This window comes from Pseudomonas sp. MF6776, assembly GCF_016613125.1.
GTDB classification, from domain to species: Bacteria; Pseudomonadota; Gammaproteobacteria; order Pseudomonadales; family Pseudomonadaceae; genus Aquipseudomonas; species Aquipseudomonas iridis.
The window spans coordinates 1-19,126 of sequence record NZ_JAENSQ010000015.1 but is presented as its reverse complement, the minus strand read 5'-3'; the positions used below and the strand labels follow the sequence as shown (position 1 = coordinate 19,126).

Annotated in this window: 18 protein-coding genes; 6 read left to right on the top strand and 12 right to left on the bottom strand. The window is 59.4% G+C overall.

Features of this window, described 5'->3' with window-relative positions; all coding sequences use genetic code 11:
* The first annotated feature begins 10 nt into the window (after positions 1-10).
* A complete protein-coding gene (mgrA, locus tag JJD74_RS17920) occupies positions 11-1,048 on the top strand; it encodes an L-glyceraldehyde 3-phosphate reductase (RefSeq protein WP_042557127.1) in 1,038 nt (345 codons plus the stop codon).
* A 75-nt stretch (positions 1,049-1,123) separates the two neighbouring features.
* Here the strand turns inward: mgrA and tauD are convergent, their stop codons facing one another.
* The 7 genes from tauD to JJD74_RS17885 form a co-directional block, all read right to left on the bottom strand.
* On the bottom strand, positions 1,124-1,966 hold the full coding sequence (gene tauD / locus JJD74_RS17915; protein WP_115146051.1) for a taurine dioxygenase: 843 nt from the start codon (positions 1,964-1,966) through the stop codon (positions 1,124-1,126).
* 143 nt (positions 1,967-2,109) lie between these two features.
* Positions 2,110-2,943, bottom strand: a complete 834-nt coding sequence (gene tauC, locus JJD74_RS17910; RefSeq protein ID WP_042557129.1) for a taurine ABC transporter permease TauC — start codon at positions 2,941-2,943, stop codon at positions 2,110-2,112.
* A complete protein-coding gene (gene tauB, locus JJD74_RS17905) occupies positions 2,940-3,734 on the bottom strand; it encodes a taurine ABC transporter ATP-binding subunit (protein WP_200616321.1) in 795 nt (264 codons plus the stop codon). Before tauB ends, tauC begins: the two co-directional genes overlap by 4 nt.
* 16 nt (positions 3,735-3,750) lie before the next feature.
* On the bottom strand, positions 3,751-4,728 hold the full coding sequence (tauA, locus tag JJD74_RS17900) for a taurine ABC transporter substrate-binding protein (RefSeq protein ID WP_200616317.1): 978 nt from the start codon (positions 4,726-4,728) through the stop codon (positions 3,751-3,753).
* A 207-nt stretch (positions 4,729-4,935) separates the two neighbouring features.
* Positions 4,936-6,519, bottom strand: a complete 1,584-nt coding sequence (gene gshA / locus JJD74_RS17895) for a glutamate--cysteine ligase (RefSeq protein WP_200616313.1) — start codon at positions 6,517-6,519, stop codon at positions 4,936-4,938.
* Positions 6,520-6,788: 269 nt separating this feature from the next.
* Entirely contained in the window at positions 6,789-7,172 is a 384-nt protein-coding gene (locus JJD74_RS17890) for a PaaI family thioesterase (protein ID WP_115146048.1), read from the bottom strand.
* Positions 7,172-9,496 carry a Tex family protein gene (locus JJD74_RS17885; protein ID WP_042557133.1) on the bottom strand — a complete coding sequence of 775 codons (2,325 nt, stop codon included), beginning with the start codon at positions 9,494-9,496 and terminating at the stop codon, positions 7,172-7,174. The genes JJD74_RS17890 and JJD74_RS17885 overlap by 1 nt, the downstream gene beginning before the upstream one ends.
* A 357-nt stretch (positions 9,497-9,853) precedes the next feature.
* Between JJD74_RS17885 and ompR the strand changes: the two genes are divergently transcribed.
* Together ompR and JJD74_RS17875 are read left to right on the top strand one after the other, a co-directional pair.
* Entirely contained in the window at positions 9,854-10,594 is a 741-nt protein-coding gene (gene ompR / locus JJD74_RS17880) for an osmolarity response regulator transcription factor OmpR (RefSeq protein WP_042557134.1), read from the top strand.
* Positions 10,595-10,708: 114 nt separating this feature from the next.
* Positions 10,709-12,022, top strand: coding sequence for an ATP-binding protein (locus JJD74_RS17875; RefSeq protein WP_042557135.1), 1,314 nt, complete (start codon positions 10,709-10,711; stop codon positions 12,020-12,022).
* Between the two features lie 89 nt (positions 12,023-12,111).
* On the opposite strand, the gene rimK is transcribed toward JJD74_RS17875, so the two are convergent.
* Genes rimK through rimA form a run of 3 tightly spaced genes read right to left on the bottom strand, consistent with a single transcriptional unit; the run spans position 12,112 to position 14,289 of the window.
* Positions 12,112-13,017, bottom strand: a complete 906-nt coding sequence (rimK, locus tag JJD74_RS17870) for a 30S ribosomal protein S6--L-glutamate ligase (RefSeq protein ID WP_007952690.1) — start codon at positions 13,015-13,017, stop codon at positions 12,112-12,114.
* Complete coding sequence (gene rimB, locus JJD74_RS17865; RefSeq protein ID WP_042557136.1) at positions 13,014-13,493, bottom strand: retropepsin-like aspartic endopeptidase RimB; 480 nt, start codon at positions 13,491-13,493, stop codon at positions 13,014-13,016. Before rimB ends, rimK begins: the two co-directional genes overlap by 4 nt.
* Before the next feature lie 16 nt (positions 13,494-13,509).
* On the bottom strand, positions 13,510-14,289 hold the full coding sequence (gene rimA / locus JJD74_RS17860; protein ID WP_200616308.1) for a S6 modification regulatory phosphodiesterase RimA: 780 nt from the start codon (positions 14,287-14,289) through the stop codon (positions 13,510-13,512).
* A 116-nt stretch (positions 14,290-14,405) separates the two neighbouring features.
* Between rimA and JJD74_RS17855 the strand changes: the two genes are divergently transcribed.
* The gene (locus tag JJD74_RS17855; RefSeq protein WP_047299299.1) at positions 14,406-14,813 is read left to right on the top strand and encodes an RNA-binding S4 domain-containing protein; all 408 of its coding nucleotides are present in this window, start codon (positions 14,406-14,408) and stop codon (positions 14,811-14,813) included.
* A 135-nt stretch (positions 14,814-14,948) separates the two neighbouring features.
* Here JJD74_RS17855 and JJD74_RS17850 read toward each other — a convergent pair whose 3' ends face one another.
* Positions 14,949-15,749: a phosphatase PAP2 family protein gene (locus tag JJD74_RS17850; RefSeq protein ID WP_042557139.1), complete on the bottom strand. Its 801-nt coding sequence runs from the start codon at positions 15,747-15,749 to the stop codon at positions 14,949-14,951.
* Positions 15,750-15,852: 103 nt separating this feature from the next.
* On the opposite strand from JJD74_RS17850, the gene hslO reads away from it, so the two are divergent.
* Together hslO and JJD74_RS17840 are read left to right on the top strand one after the other, a co-directional pair.
* A complete protein-coding gene (gene hslO / locus JJD74_RS17845; RefSeq protein ID WP_047299300.1) occupies positions 15,853-16,755 on the top strand; it encodes an Hsp33 family molecular chaperone HslO in 903 nt (300 codons plus the stop codon).
* A 181-nt stretch (positions 16,756-16,936) separates the two neighbouring features.
* Positions 16,937-18,478 (top strand): phosphoenolpyruvate carboxykinase, encoded by a 1,542-nt coding sequence (locus JJD74_RS17840; RefSeq protein ID WP_042557141.1) that lies wholly within the window; start codon positions 16,937-16,939, stop codon positions 18,476-18,478.
* A 70-nt stretch (positions 18,479-18,548) separates the two neighbouring features.
* Here JJD74_RS17840 and JJD74_RS17835 read toward each other — a convergent pair whose 3' ends face one another.
* Positions 18,549-18,998, bottom strand: coding sequence for a hypothetical protein (locus JJD74_RS17835; protein ID WP_200616303.1), 450 nt, complete (start codon positions 18,996-18,998; stop codon positions 18,549-18,551).
* Between the last annotated feature and the right edge of the window lie 128 nt (positions 18,999-19,126).

Genomic DNA, 19,126 nt, shown 5'->3' with positions numbered 1-19,126 from the left:
AGAGGATTCGATGACTTACACCGCTGCCGAAAATCGCTACGACTCCATCCCTTACCGCCGCGTCGGCCGCAGCGGTCTGGTACTGCCGGCGCTGTCACTGGGCCTGTGGCACAACTTTGGCGACAGCACGCCGATCGACACCCAGCGCGCCTTGCTGCGCACCGCGTTCGACCTGGGGATCAACCACTTCGACCTGGCCAACAACTACGGCCCGCCGTATGGCAGTGCCGAAATCAATTTCGGTCGCCTGCTGCGCGAAGACTTCAAGCAGTATCGCGATGAGCTGATCATCTCCAGCAAGGCCGGTTGGGACATGTGGCCAGGCCCGTACGGCCAGGGCGGCGGTTCGCGCAAATACGTGCTGGCCAGCCTCGATCAGAGCCTGCAACGCCTCGGTCTGGACTATGTGGATATCTTCTACTCGCACCGCTTCGACCCGGACACCCCGCTGGAAGAAACCGCCAGCGCCCTCGCCACTGCGGTTCAGCAGGGCAAGGCGTTGTACATCGGCATCTCGTCGTATTCGGGCGTGAAGACCCGTGAGATGGCCGCGCTGCTCAAAGAGTGGAAAGTGCCGCTGCTGATTCATCAACCGGCCTACAACCTGCTCAATCGCTGGGTGGAAAAAGACCTGCTCGACACCACCGAAGAACTCGGCACGGGCGTCATCGCTTTCACGCCATTGGCGCAAGGTCTGCTGACCGACAAATACCTTAACGGCGTGCCGGAAGATGCGCGGGTCAATCGTCCGGGTGGTGGTTCGTTGCAGGCTTCGCACTTGTCCGAGGCGAACATCGCGCATGTGCGTGCGTTGAATGAGATCGCCAAGCGTCGCGGCCAGAGCCTGGCGCAACTGGCGCTGGCGTGGACCCTGCGTGATCCGCGAGTGACCTCGGCACTGATCGGCGCGAGCCGACCGGAGCAGATTATCGAGAACGTCGGGGCGTTGAAGAATCTGAGCTTCAGTGCTGAAGAGTTGGCGGAGATTGACCGGTTTGCCCAGGAGGGCGGGATCAATCTTTGGGAGAAGCCGTCGACGGCGGAATAAGTGACTGGCGCCGAATTATTCGGCGCCTGCTCTGATGCTTTCGCGGGCAAGTTCAGACAACGAGGAAATCGAGTCTTATCTGAAGAACGGCACATCCCCCAACACCGTAGCCCGCTGCATCACCCGCCGCGCCGGGCGGTAATCATCCACCGCGTAATGCTGCGTCACGCGGTTGTCCCAGAACGCAATGTCGTCCTGCTGCCAACGCCAGCGAATGGTGAACTCCGGCCGCGTTGCATGGGCAAACAGAAACTTCAGAATCGCCTCGCTTTCGGTTTCCGACAGCTCATTGATCTTCGACGTAAAGCCTTCGTTGACGAACAGCGAGCGCCGCCCGCTGACCGGATGCGTGCGAATCACCGGGTGCGACAGAGGTGGATTCTTGCGCCGCGCCTCTTCCCACTGCGCCAGCGCTTCGGGCGTGTTGCCATAGCGCTCCAGCGGAAACGAACGGGTGAAATCGTGAGTCGCAGTCAGCCCTTCGAGCAGGGTTTTCATGGGCGCCGACAGCGCCTCATACGCCGCAATCCCGCTGGCCCATAACGTGTCGCCACCAAACTCCGGCAGCAGCTTGGCGCTGAGTACCGCGCCCATCGCCGGCGTCGGCAGGAAGGTCACGTCGGTGTGCCAGATCGCGTTGTCGCGCACGTCGGTAACGGCGGTGTCGAGGATCAGCACTTCCGGTTGTTCCGGCACGTTCGGGTAGATCGGGTGAATGTGCAGGTCGCCAAAATACGCGGCGAAACGCGCCTGTTGCGGCGGCTCGATCGGCTGGTTGCGGAAGAACAGCACTTGAAACTTGAGCAGCGCCTGCTCGATGTCGTCGCGGTGTTCCAGGCTCAACGGCTGGCTGATATCGACGCCGCTGATCTGTGCGCCGAGGGCCGAGCTTAACGGGGTGATGTGCAGGCTGCTCATGGTGGTTCTCTAGAATTCGGGATTTAGCTTTTGTGGGAGCGAGCCTGCTCGCGAAAGCGGAGTGTCAGGCAGCAAAAATGTCGACAGAAAGTCAGCATTCGCGAGCAGGCTCGCTCCCACAGGGTTCTTTACATAGCAATTATTCAGTGGGCCTGGCCGTGCCACGGCACCAGTTTGCGTTGCAGGGCGCGCAGGCCCATCTCCATGGCGAAGGCGATCAGGGCGATGACCAAAATCCCCAGCACCACCACATCAGTCACCAGAAACTGCGCGGCCGATTGCACCATGAAGCCCAAACCGCTGGTGGCGGCGATCAGTTCGGCGGCGACCAGCGTCGACCAACCGACCCCCAGACCAATGCGCACACCGGTAAGAATGTCCGGCAGGGCGCTGGGCAGAATCACGTGGCGAATCAATTGCGCGCGAGTGGCGCCGAGCGATTGCGCGGCACGCAATTTCGCCGGGTCTACGGTGCGCACGCCGGTAGCTGTGGCGATAGCGATCGGCGCGAAAATCGCCAGGTAGATCAGCAGCACTTTCGACAACTCGCCGATGCCGCACCAGATCACGATCAGCGGCAGATAAGCCAGTGGCGGAATCGGCCGGTAGAACTCGATCAGCGGATCAAGCACGCCACGGGCGATGCGGTTGGCACCGATGGCGATACCCACTGGCACGGCGGTCAGAATCGCGAAACCGAGGCCCAGGCCTATGCGGCTCAGGCTCGCGCCGAGGTGCTGCCACAGCGTCGAATCCATGTAGCCGCTGGTCGCCAGCAACCAGCCTTTTTGCAGAACGGCAGACGGTGGCGGCAGAAACAGTGGTTCGATCAAGCCAGTGGCGGTTACTGCCCACCAGACTGCCAACAAAGCGAACAACGTCAGGAGGCTGATCCAGCGAGTGCTGAGGCTGCGGCGCACTGGAATTACGACCGAAGGGGTTTTTACTGCCGCAGCGGAAACGTCGTAACTGCTCATGCGCGCTCCTGCCGTTGAACGGCGCTACGTTGCGAGAACACTTTGCTCAGCACGTGCTCGCGGGTTTCGATAAAACGCGGGTCGGATTTGATCGCCCGTGCCGATTCACCCGCGGCGTAGCGCTGACCGAAATCCAGGTGCAAACGCTCAACGATCTGCCCCGGATTCGGCGCCAGCAGAATCAGGTCAGTGGCGAGGAACACCGCTTCTTCGATGTCGTGGGTAATCAGGAACACCGGCTTGGCCGTGCGCTGCCAGACTTGCAGCAACAGCTCCTGCATCTGTTCGCGAGTAAAGGCGTCGAGGGCGCCGAAGGGTTCGTCCATCAGCAGAACGCGCGGGTCGGCAGCGAGGGCACGGGCGAGGCCGACGCGTTGCTTTTGCCCACCGGAAAGTTGCCAGATACGGCGGTTTTCAAAACCGGATAGATCGACCAGCGCGAGCATTTCGCGGGCGATTTTTTCGCGTTTGTCTTTGGCGAGGCCGGCCAGTTCAAGACCGAATGCGACGTTGGACAACACGTCCTGCCAAGGCAGCAATGCGTCGTCCTGGAACACCACGCCGCGTTCAGCGCTCGGGCCTTTGACGGGCACGCCGTCGAGGGTGATGCGCCCGGCGCTCGGTTCAACGAAACCGGCAATCAGGTTCAACAGCGAAGTCTTGCCACTGCCGGACGGGCCGAGGGCGACCAGCAATTGCTGCGGCCCCAGGGTCAGAGAAATATCCGCCAGCACCGGTTCCGGGCTGCCCGGGTACTGTGCGCTGATGCGCTCCAGCTGTAGCAAGGCCATTGCGGTTAACTCCCGATCAGTTGGTGATGTATTTGGCGCTGACGTACGGCGCGTAGTCCGGCAGAACGGCTTCGACCTTGCCTTGTTCCTTGAGGAACGCGGCGGTGTCGGTAATGGCTTTGGTGGTCGGCGCCCCGAGGTCGCTGACCTGATCCGCCGCCAGTGGGTAGACGTTGCCTTGCAGCAGCAATGGAATGTCGCTGGCCTTGGCGCCGGAGAGCTTCACCAGTTTGTCGACGTTGGATTGATCGGCGAGCCAGGCTTTCGGGTCCTTGCGGTAATCGGCATAGGAGTCGAGGGTGACCTTGGCGAACGCGGTGACGATTTCCGGGTGTTTCTCGGCGAAGTCCTTGCGCACGATCCACGCATCGAAAGTCGGCGCGCCGAACTTGGCCAGCTCACCGGAAGTGATCAGCACTTTGCCGTTTTCCTTGGCCACACCGAGGGCCGGGTCCCAAACGTAGGTGGCGTCGATATCACCGCGTTTCCACGCCGCGATAATCGCTGGTGGGGCGAGGTTGAGGACGGTGACTTTGGAAGGATCGATGTTCCAGTGCTTCAGCGCGGCGAGCAGGCTGTAGTGACCCGTGGACACGAACGGCACGGCAATTTTCTTGCCGATCAGATCCTGTGGCGTCTTGATCCCGGAACCGTCGCGGGCGACCAGCGCTTCCGCGGCGCCGATCTGGGTGGCGATGAGGAAAGTTTCTACCGGGACTTTGCGGGTGATCGCTGCGGTCAGCGGGCTCGAACCGAGGTAGCCAATCTGCACGTCGCCGGAAGCGATGGCGGCGATGATGTCGGCGCCATTGTCGAACTTGCGCCAGCTGATATCGGCTTTGGTGGCTTTCTCGTAGGCGCCGTCGGCCTGAGCGACTTTCGCCGGGTCAACAGTGGTTTGGTAGGCGACGGTGAGGTCGGTGGCCTGAGCCAGAAAACTCGCGGCAGCCAAAGAGGCCACGGCCAGCAGGCGAAGCGGGAAATTCAGTTTCATTGAAAAGCTCCATATCAGGCGACCGAGTGTCGGCGTGAAAGGAGACTAAATGATCTAAGAATCGAGAAATAAATAACTTTTTCGAATGAGCTTATGAGCGGAAAAATCTAAGGATCAAAAGATCGCAGCCTCCGGCAGCTCCTACATGGGACAGGCGTACACCCTGTTGGAGCTGCCGAAGGCTGCGATCTTTTTTATCGACAACGCTTAGTTACTGATCGCCAGAATACTCGCCTGGTACGACCCGACAAACACGTCGAAATCGCCCACCTCGTTCTGCTCCAGCTCAGCCTGCGCCGCCAGCGAAGTTCGCGCCAGTTCCTCAAACTTCGCTTGCTCATCAGCCGCCAACGGCTCGCTGCGGAAGAACTCGGCATGTGCCTGACTCTGGCGCAGAGAGAACTGCGCGAAGCTTTCCTTGTGTTCGGCCATCGCGGCCAGCACCTGTGCCGACGGCGTCAGGGACGGATCGCGGACCTTGGCCAGTTGCGCATCCAGCGCGGTGCTGTGCGCATCAAAGCCATGGCTCTGATCCAGCAGCGCCGCCAGCGGAGCAATCTGTTCCAGCAATTCGGCTGCCCAGGACTTCATGTCGACCGGCTGGCCGTCACGCTGCAATTGCAGGCCCGGACGGCGACCTTCCTTGACCACGCTGAGGAAGTTCGAGGTGGCATTGCTGCACGAGGTGTTGGTCAGCAGCGGGCTGTCGTTCAGCGCGCAATACAGCAGGAAGGCGTCGAGGAAGCGCGACTCGGTGAGGTCGATGCCCATCGGCAGAAACGGGTTGATGTCCAGGCAGCGCACTTCGACGTACTGAATGCCACGGGCGACCAGCGCCTGGATCGGCCGCTCGCCGGTGTAGGTCACGCGTTTCGGGCGGATGTTGGAGTAGTACTCGTTTTCGATTTGCAGGATGTTGGTGTTCAGTTGCACCCATTCGCCATCCTGATGCGTGCCGACCTCAACGTACGGCGCGTAAGGCGTAGCAACGGCTTTGCGCAGGCTGTCGGTGTAGCTCGCCAGATCGTTGTAGCACGGCGTCAGGCCGGCCTGGGCGTTGCTCTGATAACCAAGGTCGCTCATGCGCAGGCTGGTCGCGTACGGCAGGTACAGCGTGTCCGGGTCCAGTTGTTCCAGCTGATGCGAACGACCGCGCAGGAAACCGGCATCCAGCGCCGGCGACGCACCGAAAAGGTACATCAGCAGCCAGCTGTAGCGACGGAAATTGCGGATCAGCGCAATGTAGGAGACTGACTGGAAATCCCGGTCGGTACCGACAAAACCTTCCGCTGCCTTGAGCAGCGGCCAGAGTTTTTCCGGCAGGGAGAAGTTGTAGTGAATCCCGGCGATGCACTGCATGGTCTTGCCGTAACGCAGGGCCAGGCCTTTGCGATAGACGTACTTGAGCTGACCGATGTTGGAGGTGCCGTAATAGGCAATCGGGATGTCTTCCTCGGCCGGCAACGGGCACGGCATCGATGGACTCCACAGGTACTCGTTGCCGAGTTTGCTGTAGGCAAAGCGATGAATCTTGTCCAGACTCGCCAGGGTGTCTGCCGGGTCGGGCAGGGCGGGCGTGATGAATTCCAGCAACGACTCGGAATAGTCGGTGGTGATTTTTTCATTGGTCAGCGCGGAACCCAAGGCTTCCGGGTGCGGCGTTTGCGCCAGTCGACCTTCGCTGGTCACGCGCAGGCATTCACGTTCGATACCGTGGAGGCACTGTTCGAGCAGAGAGAGGTTGGCGCGCTCGCCGAGCAGAGCCAGGCGGCGGTTGAGAAGTTCGCTCAATTTGGATTCCTTCACGCGTCAGTCGCCCCAATATGGGGGTGGGCAGGACGGTCTACAAGGGTGAAGTTGAAACTGGCGTTTTCGCCTGGTTTTTTGCGGCAGGCCATTTGCCGGTCGGTCAAGAACTGCACAATCCCTGTGGGAGCGAGCCTGCTCGCGAAGAAGGTTTTCCAGCCGACATCATCGCCGACTGACACACCGGCTTCGCGAGCAGGCTCGCTCCCACAGGATTCATTGCGCCGAAATTAACTCAAAATGATGATCAACATCTACAGGACAGCGAACGTGCCTTGCGCTTTTGCGACCAGTTTGTCGCCCTGCATCACCTCGGCCTCGACCACCAGCGTGCGCCGGCCCGGGTGAATCACCCGGGCCGTGCACAGCACCTCGCCGTCCGAGACGGCGCGGATATAGTTGATCTTGCACTCGATGGTCGCGCTCTGCTGATCAAAGCCGTGGGTGCTGGAACAGGCCAGCCCCATGGCGATATCGACCAGACTGAACAGCGCGCCACCGTGCAACTTGCCGCCGCGGTTGCGCAGTTCGGGTTCCAGCCCCAGGGCGACTTGCGCCACCCCGGTTTCCAGGCTGTGCAGGCGACAGCCCAACAGCTTGAAAAACGCGCTCTCGACGAGCCCGGCCGGAATTTCCATCAGCGTTTCTTCAGCTGTTTGGCGTTGGCGAACAGCGAGGCCATTGCATTGTTTACTGGCGCTGCGGTCGCGGTTTCCTTGCGCGGCGCGTTGTTCGACGGCTGACGCTGCGCCGAGCCCGGACGCGAGCCGCGGGCACCGTCGATTTTCTCGCCCGGGGTGTCGCCCATGCGCATCGACAGGCCGACGCGTTTGCGCGGGATGTCGACTTCCATGACCTTCACTTTCACCACATCACCGGCCTTCACCGCTTCGCGTGGGTCCTTGATGAACTTCTCCGACAGCGCCGAGATGTGCACGAGACCATCCTGATGCACGCCGATGTCGACGAATGCGCCGAACGCGGTCACGTTGGTGACGACACCTTCAAGGATCATCCCCAGTTGCAGGTCCTTGAGGTCTTCTACGCCTTCCTGGAACTCGGCAGTCTTGAACTCCGGACGCGGGTCGCGGCCGGGTTTTTCCAGTTCCTGGAGGATGTCGGTCACCGTCGGCAGACCGAAGGTCTCGTCGGTGAATTTCTTCGGATCCAGACGCTTGAGGAAACTGGCGTCGCCGATCAGCGAGCGGATGTCGCGGTCGGTTTCAGCCGCAATGCGTTGCACCAGCGGATAGGCTTCCGGGTGAACGGCCGAGGAATCCAGCGGGTTGTCGCCGTTCATCACACGCAAGAAACCGGCAGCCTGTTCGAAGGTTTTTTCGCCCAGACGTGCGACTTTCTTCAGCGCCGCACGGGTCTTGAACGCGCCGTGTTCGTCTCGGTGAGCAACGATATTCTGCGCCAGCGTGGCGTTGAGGCCGGAGATCCGCGCCAGCAGCGCCACCGAAGCAGTGTTCACATCAACGCCTACGGCGTTCACGCAGTCCTCGACCACGGCATCCAGACCGCGCGCCAGTTTCAGCTGCGAGACGTCGTGCTGGTACTGGCCAACGCCGATGGATTTCGGATCGATCTTCACCAGCTCTGCCAGCGGATCCTGCAGACGGCGAGCGATGGACACCGCGCCACGGATCGACACGTCCAGATCGGGGAATTCCTTGGCTGCCAGTTCCGACGCCGAGTACACCGATGCACCGGCCTCCGAAACCATGACCTTGGTCATCTTCATCGCCGGATATTTTTTGATCAGTTCGATGGCCAGTTTGTCGGTTTCGCGGCTGGCGGTGCCGTTGCCGATGGCGATCAGGTCAACCGAGTGCTTGGCGCACAGGGCGGCAAGAATGGCGATGGTCTGATCCCACTTGTTGTGCGGCACGTGCGGGTAAACCGTGGCGTGATCGAGCATCTTGCCGGTCGAATCGACCACGGCAACCTTGCAACCGGTACGCAGGCCCGGGTCGAGGCCCAGGGTTGCGCGTGGGCCGGCCGGTGCGGCCAGCAACAGGTCATGCAGGTTGTGGGCGAAAACGTTGATCGCCTCGGTTTCGGCGCCGTCGCGCAGCTCGCCCAGCAGGTCGGTTTCGAGGTGGGTGTAGAGCTTGACCTTCCAGGTCCAGCGCACCACTTCACCGAGCCATTTGTCGGCCGGACGGTTCTGGTTCTGGATATTGAATTGCTGGCCGATCATGCCTTCGCACGGGTGCATGGTGCCTGGCAGTTCGTCGCCGACTTTCAGCGCAGAGCTGAGAATGCCTTCGTTGCGGCCACGGAAAATTGCCAATGCGCGGTGCGACGGCATGCTTTTCAGCGGTTCGTCGTGTTCGAAGTAGTCGCGGAACTTGGCGCCTTCCTCTTCTTTGCCGGCGATGACGCGGGCACTGAGGATGGCTTCCTGCTTGAGATAGGTACGCAGTTTTTCCAGCAGGCTGGCGTCTTCGGCGAAACGCTCCATCAGGATGTACTTGGCGCCTTCCAGCGCAGCCTTCACGTCGGCCACGCCTTTTTCGGCATCGACGAAGCGTGCGGCTTCGGTTTCCGGTGTAAGGTTCGGGTCGTTGAACAGGCCGTCGGCCAGGTCGCCGAGGCCGGCTTCCAGGGCTATCTGGCCCTTGGTGCGGCGCTTCTGCTTGTACGGCAGGTACAAGTCTTCGAGGCGGGTCTTGGTGTCGGCGAGTTTGATATCGCGCTCAAGAGCAGGAGTGAGTTTGCCTTGCTCCTCGATACTGGCCAGGATGCTGATGCGCCGTTCGTCGAGTTCTCGCAGGTAGCGCAGACGCTCTTCCAGATGACGCAACTGGGTGTCATCGAGGCTGCCGGTGACTTCTTTCCGGTAGCGGGCAATGAAGGGTACGGTAGAGCCTTCATCGAGTAGCGCGACGGCCGCTTCGACCTGTTGTGGGCGTACGCCGAGTTCCTCGGCGATGCGGCTGTTGATGCTGTCCATAAAACCACCTGACATATTGTGAAAGCAGGCTCGCAGGCACGGAAATAAAGGCCCGGAGTCTGGTTGAGCGGCTTGAAGATTGCCGCTGCCTGGGTCAAAAGGCAGCCCATTGACCCGTGAAATCGAACTATTACTGCGCTGGCCGGGAAAAAAGACGGCCACTTGCGGTAACGATTCAGACGTTGCCTGGCACAAAACGCCGCGCATTATAACCAGCGTTCTGTCATTCGGGGGCGTCACAGTCTGTAGGCTTAAACCCCGGTTTTCTGGCAGTGAAGGAAAAATCTGCTAACAATGCACACGGTGCGTATAACGGCAGCTACGCCATAATGCGCGCCGAGCTAAAAGGAGCATCCAATGAGCAGCACTGCACAAACTGCTGAAGGCGAAAAAATTCTTATCGTTGATGACGATCCGGGGCTGAGCAGCCTGCTGGAACGTTTCTTCGTCAGCAAGGGCTACCGTGCCCGTACCGTACCGAATACCGAGCAGATGGACCGTCTGCTGGCGCGTGAAGTATTCAATCTGGTCGTCCTCGACTTGATGCTGCCCGGCGAAGACGGTCTGACCGCATGCCGCCGCCTGCGGGCCGCGAACAACCAGATTCCGATCATCATGCTCACCGCCAAGGGCGATGAGATGAGCCGCATCAAGGGCCTGGAACTGGGCGCTGACGATTACCTGGCCAAGCCGTTCAACCCGGACGAGCTGATGGCCCGGGTCAAAGCGGTGTTGCGTCGCCAGGCCGCACCAGTGCCGGGTGCGCCGGGCAGCGAAGACGAAAATGTCACCTTCGGTGATTACGTGTTGTCGCTGGCCACTCGCGAACTGAAACGTGGCGACGAAGTGCACATGCTCACTACCGGTGAGTTTGCGGTACTCAAGGCCTTGGTGATGAACGCGCGTCAGCCGCTGACCCGCGACAAGCTCATGAACCTGGCCCGTGGCCGCGAGTGGGATGCCCTGGAGCGTTCCATCGACGTGCAGATCTCCCGTCTGCGCCGGATGATCGAGCCTGATCCGTCGAAACCGCGCTACATTCAGACTGTCTGGGGCGTTGGCTACGTGTTCGTACCGGATGGCGCCGCCACCAAGTGATCGGCGATTTGTAGGAGCGGGTCTGCTGGGGGTTGGTCAAACGACCATTCCCACAGACTCGCAATCCGCAATATGCGAGCATTGCTCGCTCCTGCAAGTGTGTAGCGGTTATTGATGAAGACGCCCGTCTGGTTCCCCCAAAGTTTTTTCTCCCGCACCCTCTGGCTGGTGCTCATCGTCGTCCTGTTTTCCAAGGCGCTGACCCTGGTTTATCTGTTGATGAACGAGGACGTGCTGGTGGATCGTCAATACAGCCACGGCGTCGCCCTGACGCTGCGCGCCTATTGGGCCGCTGACGAAGAAAATCGCGCGAAGATCGCCGATGCCGCGACCCTGATCCGGGTGGTGGGTGCCGGTGTGCCGGAAGGCGAACAGCACTGGCCGTACAGCGAGATCTATCAACGACAGATGCAGGCAGAACTCGGCGCCGACACCGAAGTGCGATTACGCATGCATTCGCCGCCGGCCCTGTGGGTTCGCGCCCCGAGCCTGGGCGATGGCTGGCTGAAAGTGCCGTTGTATCCGCATCCGTTGCGTGGCCAGAAAATCTGGAACGTGCTGGGCTGGTTCCTCGCGATCGGTTTGCTGTCGACGGCCTCGGCGTGGATTTTTGTCAGCCAGCTCAACCAACCCTTGAAGCGTTTGGTATACGCCGCCCGGCAACTCGGCCAGGGTCGAAGCGTGCGTCTGCCGATCAGCGACACGCCGAGCGAGATGACCGAGGTCTATCGCGCCTTCAATCAGATGGCCGAAGACGTCGAACAGGCCGGACGTGAGCGTGAGCTGATGCTGGCCGGCGTCTCCCATGACTTGCGTACGCCGTTGACGCGCTTGCGTCTGTCGCTGGAGTTGATGGGCGACCACAACGACCTGACCGACGACATGGTGCGCGACATCGAAGACATGGACGCGATTCTCGACCAGTTCCTCGCGTTCATTCGCGATGGTCGTGACGAGTCGGTGGAGGAGGTCGACCTCAGCGATCTGGTGCGTGAAGTGGCGGCGCCGTACAACCAGACTGAAGAGAAAGTTCGTCTGCGTCTGGAGCCGATCCAGCCGTTCCCGTTGCGTCGGGTATCGATGAAACGTCTGCTCAACAACCTGATCGGCAACGCCCTGAACCATGCAGGCAGCGGCGTTGAAGTGGCGGCTTATGTGTCCGGCGACACCAGTGCGCCGTATGTGGTGCTGAGTGTGATGGACCGTGGTGCGGGGATTGATCCGTCGGAGCTTGAGGCGATTTTCAACCCGTTCACCCGTGGCGACCGTGCGCGCGGCGGCAAGGGTACGGGGTTGGGCTTGGCGATCGTGAAGCGGATTGCTTCGATGCATGGCGGCAATGTTGAACTGCGTAACCGGTCCGGGGGTGGGCTGGAGGCGCGAGTAAGGTTGCCGTTGGGGTTGATGCTGCCGCGGGATGCGGTATAGAAGCAGCTGCAAGTTTCAAGCGGCAAGCGGCAAGCGGCAAGCAAGAGCGACTTTACTTGTCGCTTGGGGCTTGCCGCTTGAAGCTGGCTTTAGCCTTTGCCTTTGGTGCGGGTCATATTCGGCCCGCCATTCTTCTCAAGATGCTCAATGATGATTCCCGCCACGTTCTTCCCGGTGGTGGTCTCGATCCCCTCCAGCCCCGGCGACGAATTCACTTCCATCACCAGTGGCCCGTGATTGGAGCGCAGAATATCCACGCCCGCCACCGACAGACCCATGACCTTGGCCGCACGCAGCGCCGTCATGCGTTCTTCCGGGGTGATCTTGATCAGGCTGGCGCTGCCGCCGCGATGCAGGTTTGAGCGGAATTCACCCGGTTTGGCCTGACGCTTCATTGCCGCGATTACCTTGTCGCCGACCACGAAGCAGCGGATGTCTGCACCGCCAGCCTCCTTGATGTATTCCTGAACCATGATGTTCTGCTTCAGGCCCATGAACGCCTCGATCACCGACTCGGCGGCGGTCGCGGTTTCGCACAACACCACGCCGATGCCCTGGGTGCCTTCCAGCACTTTGATCACCAGTGGCGCACCGTTGACCATGTCGATCAGGTCGGGAATATCGTCCGGCGAGTGAGCAAACCCGGTCACCGGCAAACCAATGCCACGGCGCGACAGCAGTTGCAGCGAGCGCAATTTGTCCCGCGAACGGGCAATGGCCACCGACTCATTGAGGGGGAACACGCCCATCATTTCGAACTGGCGCAACACCGCGCAGCCATAGAACGTCACCGACGCGCCGATCCGCGGTATCACCGCGTCGAAGCCTTCCAGCGGTTTGCCGCGATAGTGGATCTGCGGCTTGTGGCTGGCGATGTTCATGTAGGCGCGCAAGGTGTCGATCACTACCATTTCATGCCCGCGTTCAGTGCCGGCCTCAACCAGACGACGGGTGGAATACAGACGCGGGTTCCGCGACAGCACAGCGATCTTCATGCAACACCTGTGGAGGAGGTAGATACCGGGAACACCGGCTTGTCTTGTACATATTTGATGCCCGGATTGACCACCAGTTGGCCATCAATCAGGGCTTTGGAGCCAAGTAACAGGCGATAGCGCATGGACTTGCGGCAGGCCAGGGTGAACTCGATTGGCCAGACCCGATCACCCAGAGCGAGGGTGGTGCTGATCACGTAGCGCTCCTGGGCATGGCCGTTGGAGCTCTTGATGGTTTTGCGTGTCACCAGTGGTGCTTCGCAACGCCGGTGACGCAACTGCACCACCGTGCCCAGGTGCGCGGTAAAACGCACCCATTTCTCGCCGTCACGTTCGAACGGTTCGATGTCGGTGGCATGCAGGCTGGAGGTACTGGCACCGGTGTCGATTTTTGCGCGCAGGCCCGCAACTCCCAAATCCGGGAGCGCCACCCACTCGCGCAGACCGACAACGGTCAAATGGTCAAATGTCTTCAATATAAAAAACCAACGATTAACGCGCCCAGGCGTCAGGTGATATCTGAGCCAACGCTTTGAACGCAGGTTTGGCGAACCAGTATCCCTGCATCAGAAATATTCCACAGTCCGCCAGGAAATCCCGTTCTCCGGCGCTCTCGATGCCTTCGGCAATGACTGTAACGTCCAATTCCGCACAGATTGTGACAATCCCCCGCACGATTGCCTGACGGACACGGTCTTGATCGACATCGCGGATCAACGCCATGTCGAGTTTGATCAGGTCCGGTTGGAAATCAGCCAGCAGATTGAGCCCCGAATAACCGGCACCGAAATCGTCGATGGCGGTCTTGAAGCCGAATTCGCGGTATTCACGCAGAATATTGGTCAAATGGCGATAGTTATCTACGTGCTGGCTTTCCAGTGTTTCAAAAATCAGCCGGTCGACCGGGAAATTGTGTTTTTTTGCCGCCTCCAGGGTGCTGCGAATACATAACTCTGGACGATAGACAGCGTTGGGCATGAAGTTGATCGACAAGTGTGTCTGCATATTAAGATTGGCCGCGCCTTCGATGGCGCGCATCCGGCAGAGCTGGTCGAAACGGTAGCGGTTTTCTTCTGTAACCTGATCTAACACCGTCAATGCCCCTTCGCCGGCTACACCGCGGACCAGCGCTTCATGAGCAAAAACCGACTGGTCGCGCAGATCGACGATAGGTTGGTAGGCGAAGGCAAAATCGAAGTCCAGCGGCTCGCTTTGCTGGCATCCCTGGCAACCCGTCTTGGGCGAAGTCAATGAAGACGGAAATTTAGTCACTCGATCACTCCTTGCCGCTGAAACGGTCAAGATCACAGTCTATCTGGAGGGCCGAGTTCTTGCGCCCGACAGAAACGGTAGTACAGTTCCGACTACTGGCTGAGCGAGGAATTCATATGGCACAAAAACAGGAAGAGGACGACAAGGTCCGTCTCGATAAATGGTTGTGGGCGGCGCGCTTTTATAAAACCCGTGCCTTGGCCAAAGCCGCCATCGAGAGTGGCAAGGTGCATTGTCGAGGCGAACGCTGCAAGCCCGGCAAAGAGCCACGCGTCGGCGATGAGTTTGAGATACGTACCGGCTTCGAGGTGCGCATCGTGAGGGTCGAAGCCTTGTCGATCGTGCGTCGTGGGGCCCCCGAGGCGCAGGCTTTGTACGCGGAAACCGACGCGAGTATTGCCAAGCGCGAAGCGGCCGCAGCAATGCGCAAAGCTGGCGCGTTGGGCATGAGCACCGACGGCAAACCGAGCAAGAAGCAGCGGCGGGATCTGTTTAAATTTCGTGGGAACAGTAACGACGACTAAGGCTGATGTTTCAGTGTTGTCTGTGCCGACCTCATCGCCCGCAGGCTGGCTCCCACAGTTTGAAATGCAATCCGACTGTGGGAGCCAGCCTGCTGGCGATTCGAGTGCGCAGCACTCGCCGGGGGTGACGCGGTATCAGGCGCTACGCACAACGCTCATCCGCGAAACCAGCGGCAACTTGCCCAGCAGATTGAAAATCGGCGCCGTCACCTTCAACCAGAAATTCGCCGCGTGATAGGCAAACGGCGTGTAGTAACCCCAGCCCAATGCCCACACCGCCAGCAACATCCCGCCGATGTAATCGTCCTGACCCCAATGCGCGCCAGCCACCAGTCGCGGCAGCATGAACAGCAGCGTCAGGCTCCAGATCGTCACGAACTGTCCGACCGTACGGCTGAACACACCCATGAACAGGGCCCAGATCAGCAACACCGACGCATGGTCACCGGGGAAGCTCTGGCCCGAGCGATCCTTCAGCTCCCAGGCCTTTTCCAGATGCGGGAAGTAGTCGCTGAGGTGCACCGCGCCTTCCAGCACCATCGACGGACTGCTGTGCTGCCAGCCCATGTGGTCGGCGAACTTGGAAAACAGTGCGCGAATCACCACCATCAACAGCAGGATCGAGAAAAAACCGAAAAACGCGCGACGCACGTCAATCGCCTTGAACACCCAGTCGCCCTTGATCAACAGCATCAGCAGAATCAGTCCGACGACGATGTCGAAAGGGCGCAGACTTGCAATTGCCCAGATGTGGAGCCATATCGGGTTGCTGGCCAGCGGTGCATTGAGCGAGCGAAACAGCCACTCGTCGAAAATCACACACAGCATGTTGCCCGTAGGCCATAACCAGAAAGCCAGCAACGCTAATGGCACGACGTTGCACAGAACCAGCCGGCCGAGGTTCCACCTTGATTGGAACAAACCCGGATTGTTCATAAAATGCCTCCCGTGGCTGAACGATCGCACCAAACAGGTGCAAAGAAGCGCGGCATTTTCATATTTTGTAACCAATTTGTCATCAATTCAGATACCCAAACCTATGACCGATCTCCCGGATACCGATTACACCCAACGCTTCATCTTCGATGACAGCGATACTCGCGGCGAACTGGTAGCGCTCGAGCGCAGCTACGCCGAAGTCCTCGCCAAGCACCCGTACCCGGAGCCGGTTGCGCAACTGCTGGGCGAATTGATGGCGGCGGCCTCGTTGCTGGTGGGCACCCTGAAGTTCGACGGTTTGCTGATTCTGCAGGCGCGTTCCGAAGGCCCGATCCCGATGTTGATGATCGAGTGCTCCAGCGACCGTGAGATTCGTGGTCTGGCGCGTTATCACGCCGATCAGGTCTCGGCGGATGCGACCCTCAGCGACTTGATGCCCAACGGCGTCCTGGCCCTGACCGTCGACCCGACCGTTGGCCAGCGCTATCAGGGCATCGTCGACCTCGATGGCGAAACCCTGTCCGATTGCTTCACCAACTATTTCGTCATGTCGCAGCAGGTGGGTACCCGCTTCAAGCTGTTCGCCGACGGTCGTCGTGCCCGTGGCATGTTGTTGCAACAACTGCCGGCCGATCGCCTGAAAGACGAAGAAGATCGCGCCGCCAGCTGGCAGCACATCACCGCGTTGGCCAGCACCCTGAGCGCCGATGAACTGTTGAGCCTGGACAACGAAACCGTGCTGCATCGCCTTTATCATGAAGAGCAAGTGCGCCTGTTCGATGTGCAAAATCTGCGATTCCACTGCAGCTGCTCGCGTGAACGCTCGGGCAATGCGCTGGTCAGTCTGGGTCTGGAAGATGCGCAGGCACTGGTGGCCGAGCAGGGCGGTACAGTCGAGATCGATTGCCAGTTCTGCAACGAGCGCTACCTGTTTGATGCGGCCGATATCGCTCAATTGTTCGCAGGTGCGGGCGTCGACACGCCGTCAGATACCCGGCACTAAAACGGTTCAGCGCAGGTAAATTCACTGCTCAACGACGGAATTACGCCGTTACGACGGGAGGGCCCTACTATTTTTGGGCTTTTCTGGCATAATCCGGCCCACTTTTTTCGCGGTAGTAGTGCACGACTTTCTACTACAAAACGTTTGGAGCACACTCGGCCACTGGCCGACGGGGAACCTCATGACGCAAGCCAATAACGCCGTGTACACCGATCTGAGTGTTGATGATCTGGTAAAAGAAGCCCTGAACCGCGGTGAAGGCGAGCTTGCCGATACCGGCGCTCTGGTTGTTCGCACCGGTCATCGCACCGGCCGTTCGCCAGTCGACCGTTTCATCGTTGAAGAGCCTTCCACTCAGGCCGCTATCGCCTGGGGCCCGATCAACCGCAAGTTCCCGGCCGACAAGTTCGATGCCTTGTGGGCTCGCGTAGAAGCCTTCAACAACGCGCAAGAGCACTTCGTTTCCCACGTGCATGTAGGCGCAGCTGAAGATCACTACCTGGCCGTGAAAATGACTACCCAGACTGCCTGGCAGAATCTGTTCGGTCGTTGCCTGTTCATCAACCCGGCCCAGTACAATCCGGCTGGCCGTGATGAGTGGCAAGTGCTCAACGTCGCCAATTTCGAGTGCGTGCCTGAGCGTGACGGCACCAACTCCGACGGTTGCGTGATCATCAACTTCGCACAGAAAAAAGTGCTGATCGCTGGCATGCGTTACGCCGGCGAGATGAAGAAAGCCATGTTCTCCGTGCAGAACTTCCTGCTGCCGGCCGCTGACGTGCTGCCAATGCACTGCGCTGCCAACATCGGCGAAGAAGGCGACGTGACCCTGTTCTTCGGTCTGTCCGGCACCGGCAAGACCACCCTGTCGGCTGACGAAAGCCGTTACCTGATCGGTGACGACGAACACGGCTGGGGCGAAGGCGTTGTCTTCAACATCGAAGGCGGCTGCTACGCCAAGTGCATCGACTTGTCCGAGAAGAACGAGCCGGTCATCTGGAAAGCCATCAAGCACGGCGCTGTGCTGGAAAACGTCGTCATCGACGATGCCAAGCACGCTGACTATGCCGATGTCAGCCTGACCCAGAACAGCCGCGCTGCGTACCCGCTGGAACACGTTGCCAAGCGTTCCGAGCACAACCTCGGTGGCGAGCCGAACGCTGTGATCTTCCTGACCTGCGACCTGACCGGCGTCCTGCCACCAGTGTCGATCCTCAACGAAGAACAAGCGGCCTACCACTTCCTGTCTGGTTACACCGCACTGGTGGGCTCGACTGAAATGGGTTCGGGCAGCGGCATCAAGTCGACCTTCTCCACCTGCTTCGGCGCACCGTTCTTCCCGCGCCCGGCCGGCGAATACGCAGAGCTGCTGATCAAGCGCATCCGCGGCTTCGGCTCCAAGGTTTACCTGGTCAACACCGGCTGGACTGGCGGTGGCTACGGCGTGGGCAAACGCTTCAACATCCCGACCACCCGCGCGGTGATCGCAGCGATCCAGAGCGGCGCCCTGATCGGCACCGAAACCGAACACCTGGACACCATCAACCTCGACGTGCCACTGGCCGTACCGGGCGTTGAAACCAACCTGCTCAACCCACGCAACACCTGGGCTGACAAGGCTGCATACGACGAAGCCGCAAAAGCACTGGCCGGTCTGTTCATCGAGAACTTCAAGAAGTTCGAAGTGAGCGACGCGATCAAGGCTGCTGGGCCGAAGTTGTAAGCATCGGTTTGTAGTGAATGAAAAAGCCGCCCTTTAGGGGCGGCTTTTTTGTGAGGTTTAAAAAGTTATACTAATTTCTCTTTCTGATATTGGTTAACTCCTGCTCAAAATCTTTAATGAGATTGATATCTTCGAGTATTTCATTTGCTGCTGGCATTGATTCATATACACCTGGTGCACAGTCATGCCCCTTAAATAATCCGCTGCACTTAGCCATCGCATTGCTTACCTTGTCCAAATCTTCGTCGCAAATATCTTTCAGTTTATTTAGGCGTTGCGTTTGTACTCCTCGGCCAAATCTCTCTACCACTTTGTTTAGCAATTTTTCTTCTACTAGTCTTTCCCAGGCCTCTCTTAAGAAGCCGTAGAATTGCCCGGCGAGCTTGTTGTATTCAGACTCTGTATCAGTAGCTTCTGATTTTTTTAGCTCACCATAAAGCACGTTAAGATATTTGATTCTTTTTGCCGTGGTGAGCGCATCCCATGGTGGGGAGTTTCTAACAATCCCAGTCGAGGTCATGGGCGGTTACAGGAGCTGAGTGCAACACGGTTATTGAATTGAAGCTGGAGCATCATGCCGCATAGCCATAGCTTCCTGCATCACCTCGTCCATAACCTCGATCGGACACTTGAAGTCGAAGCGCTTAC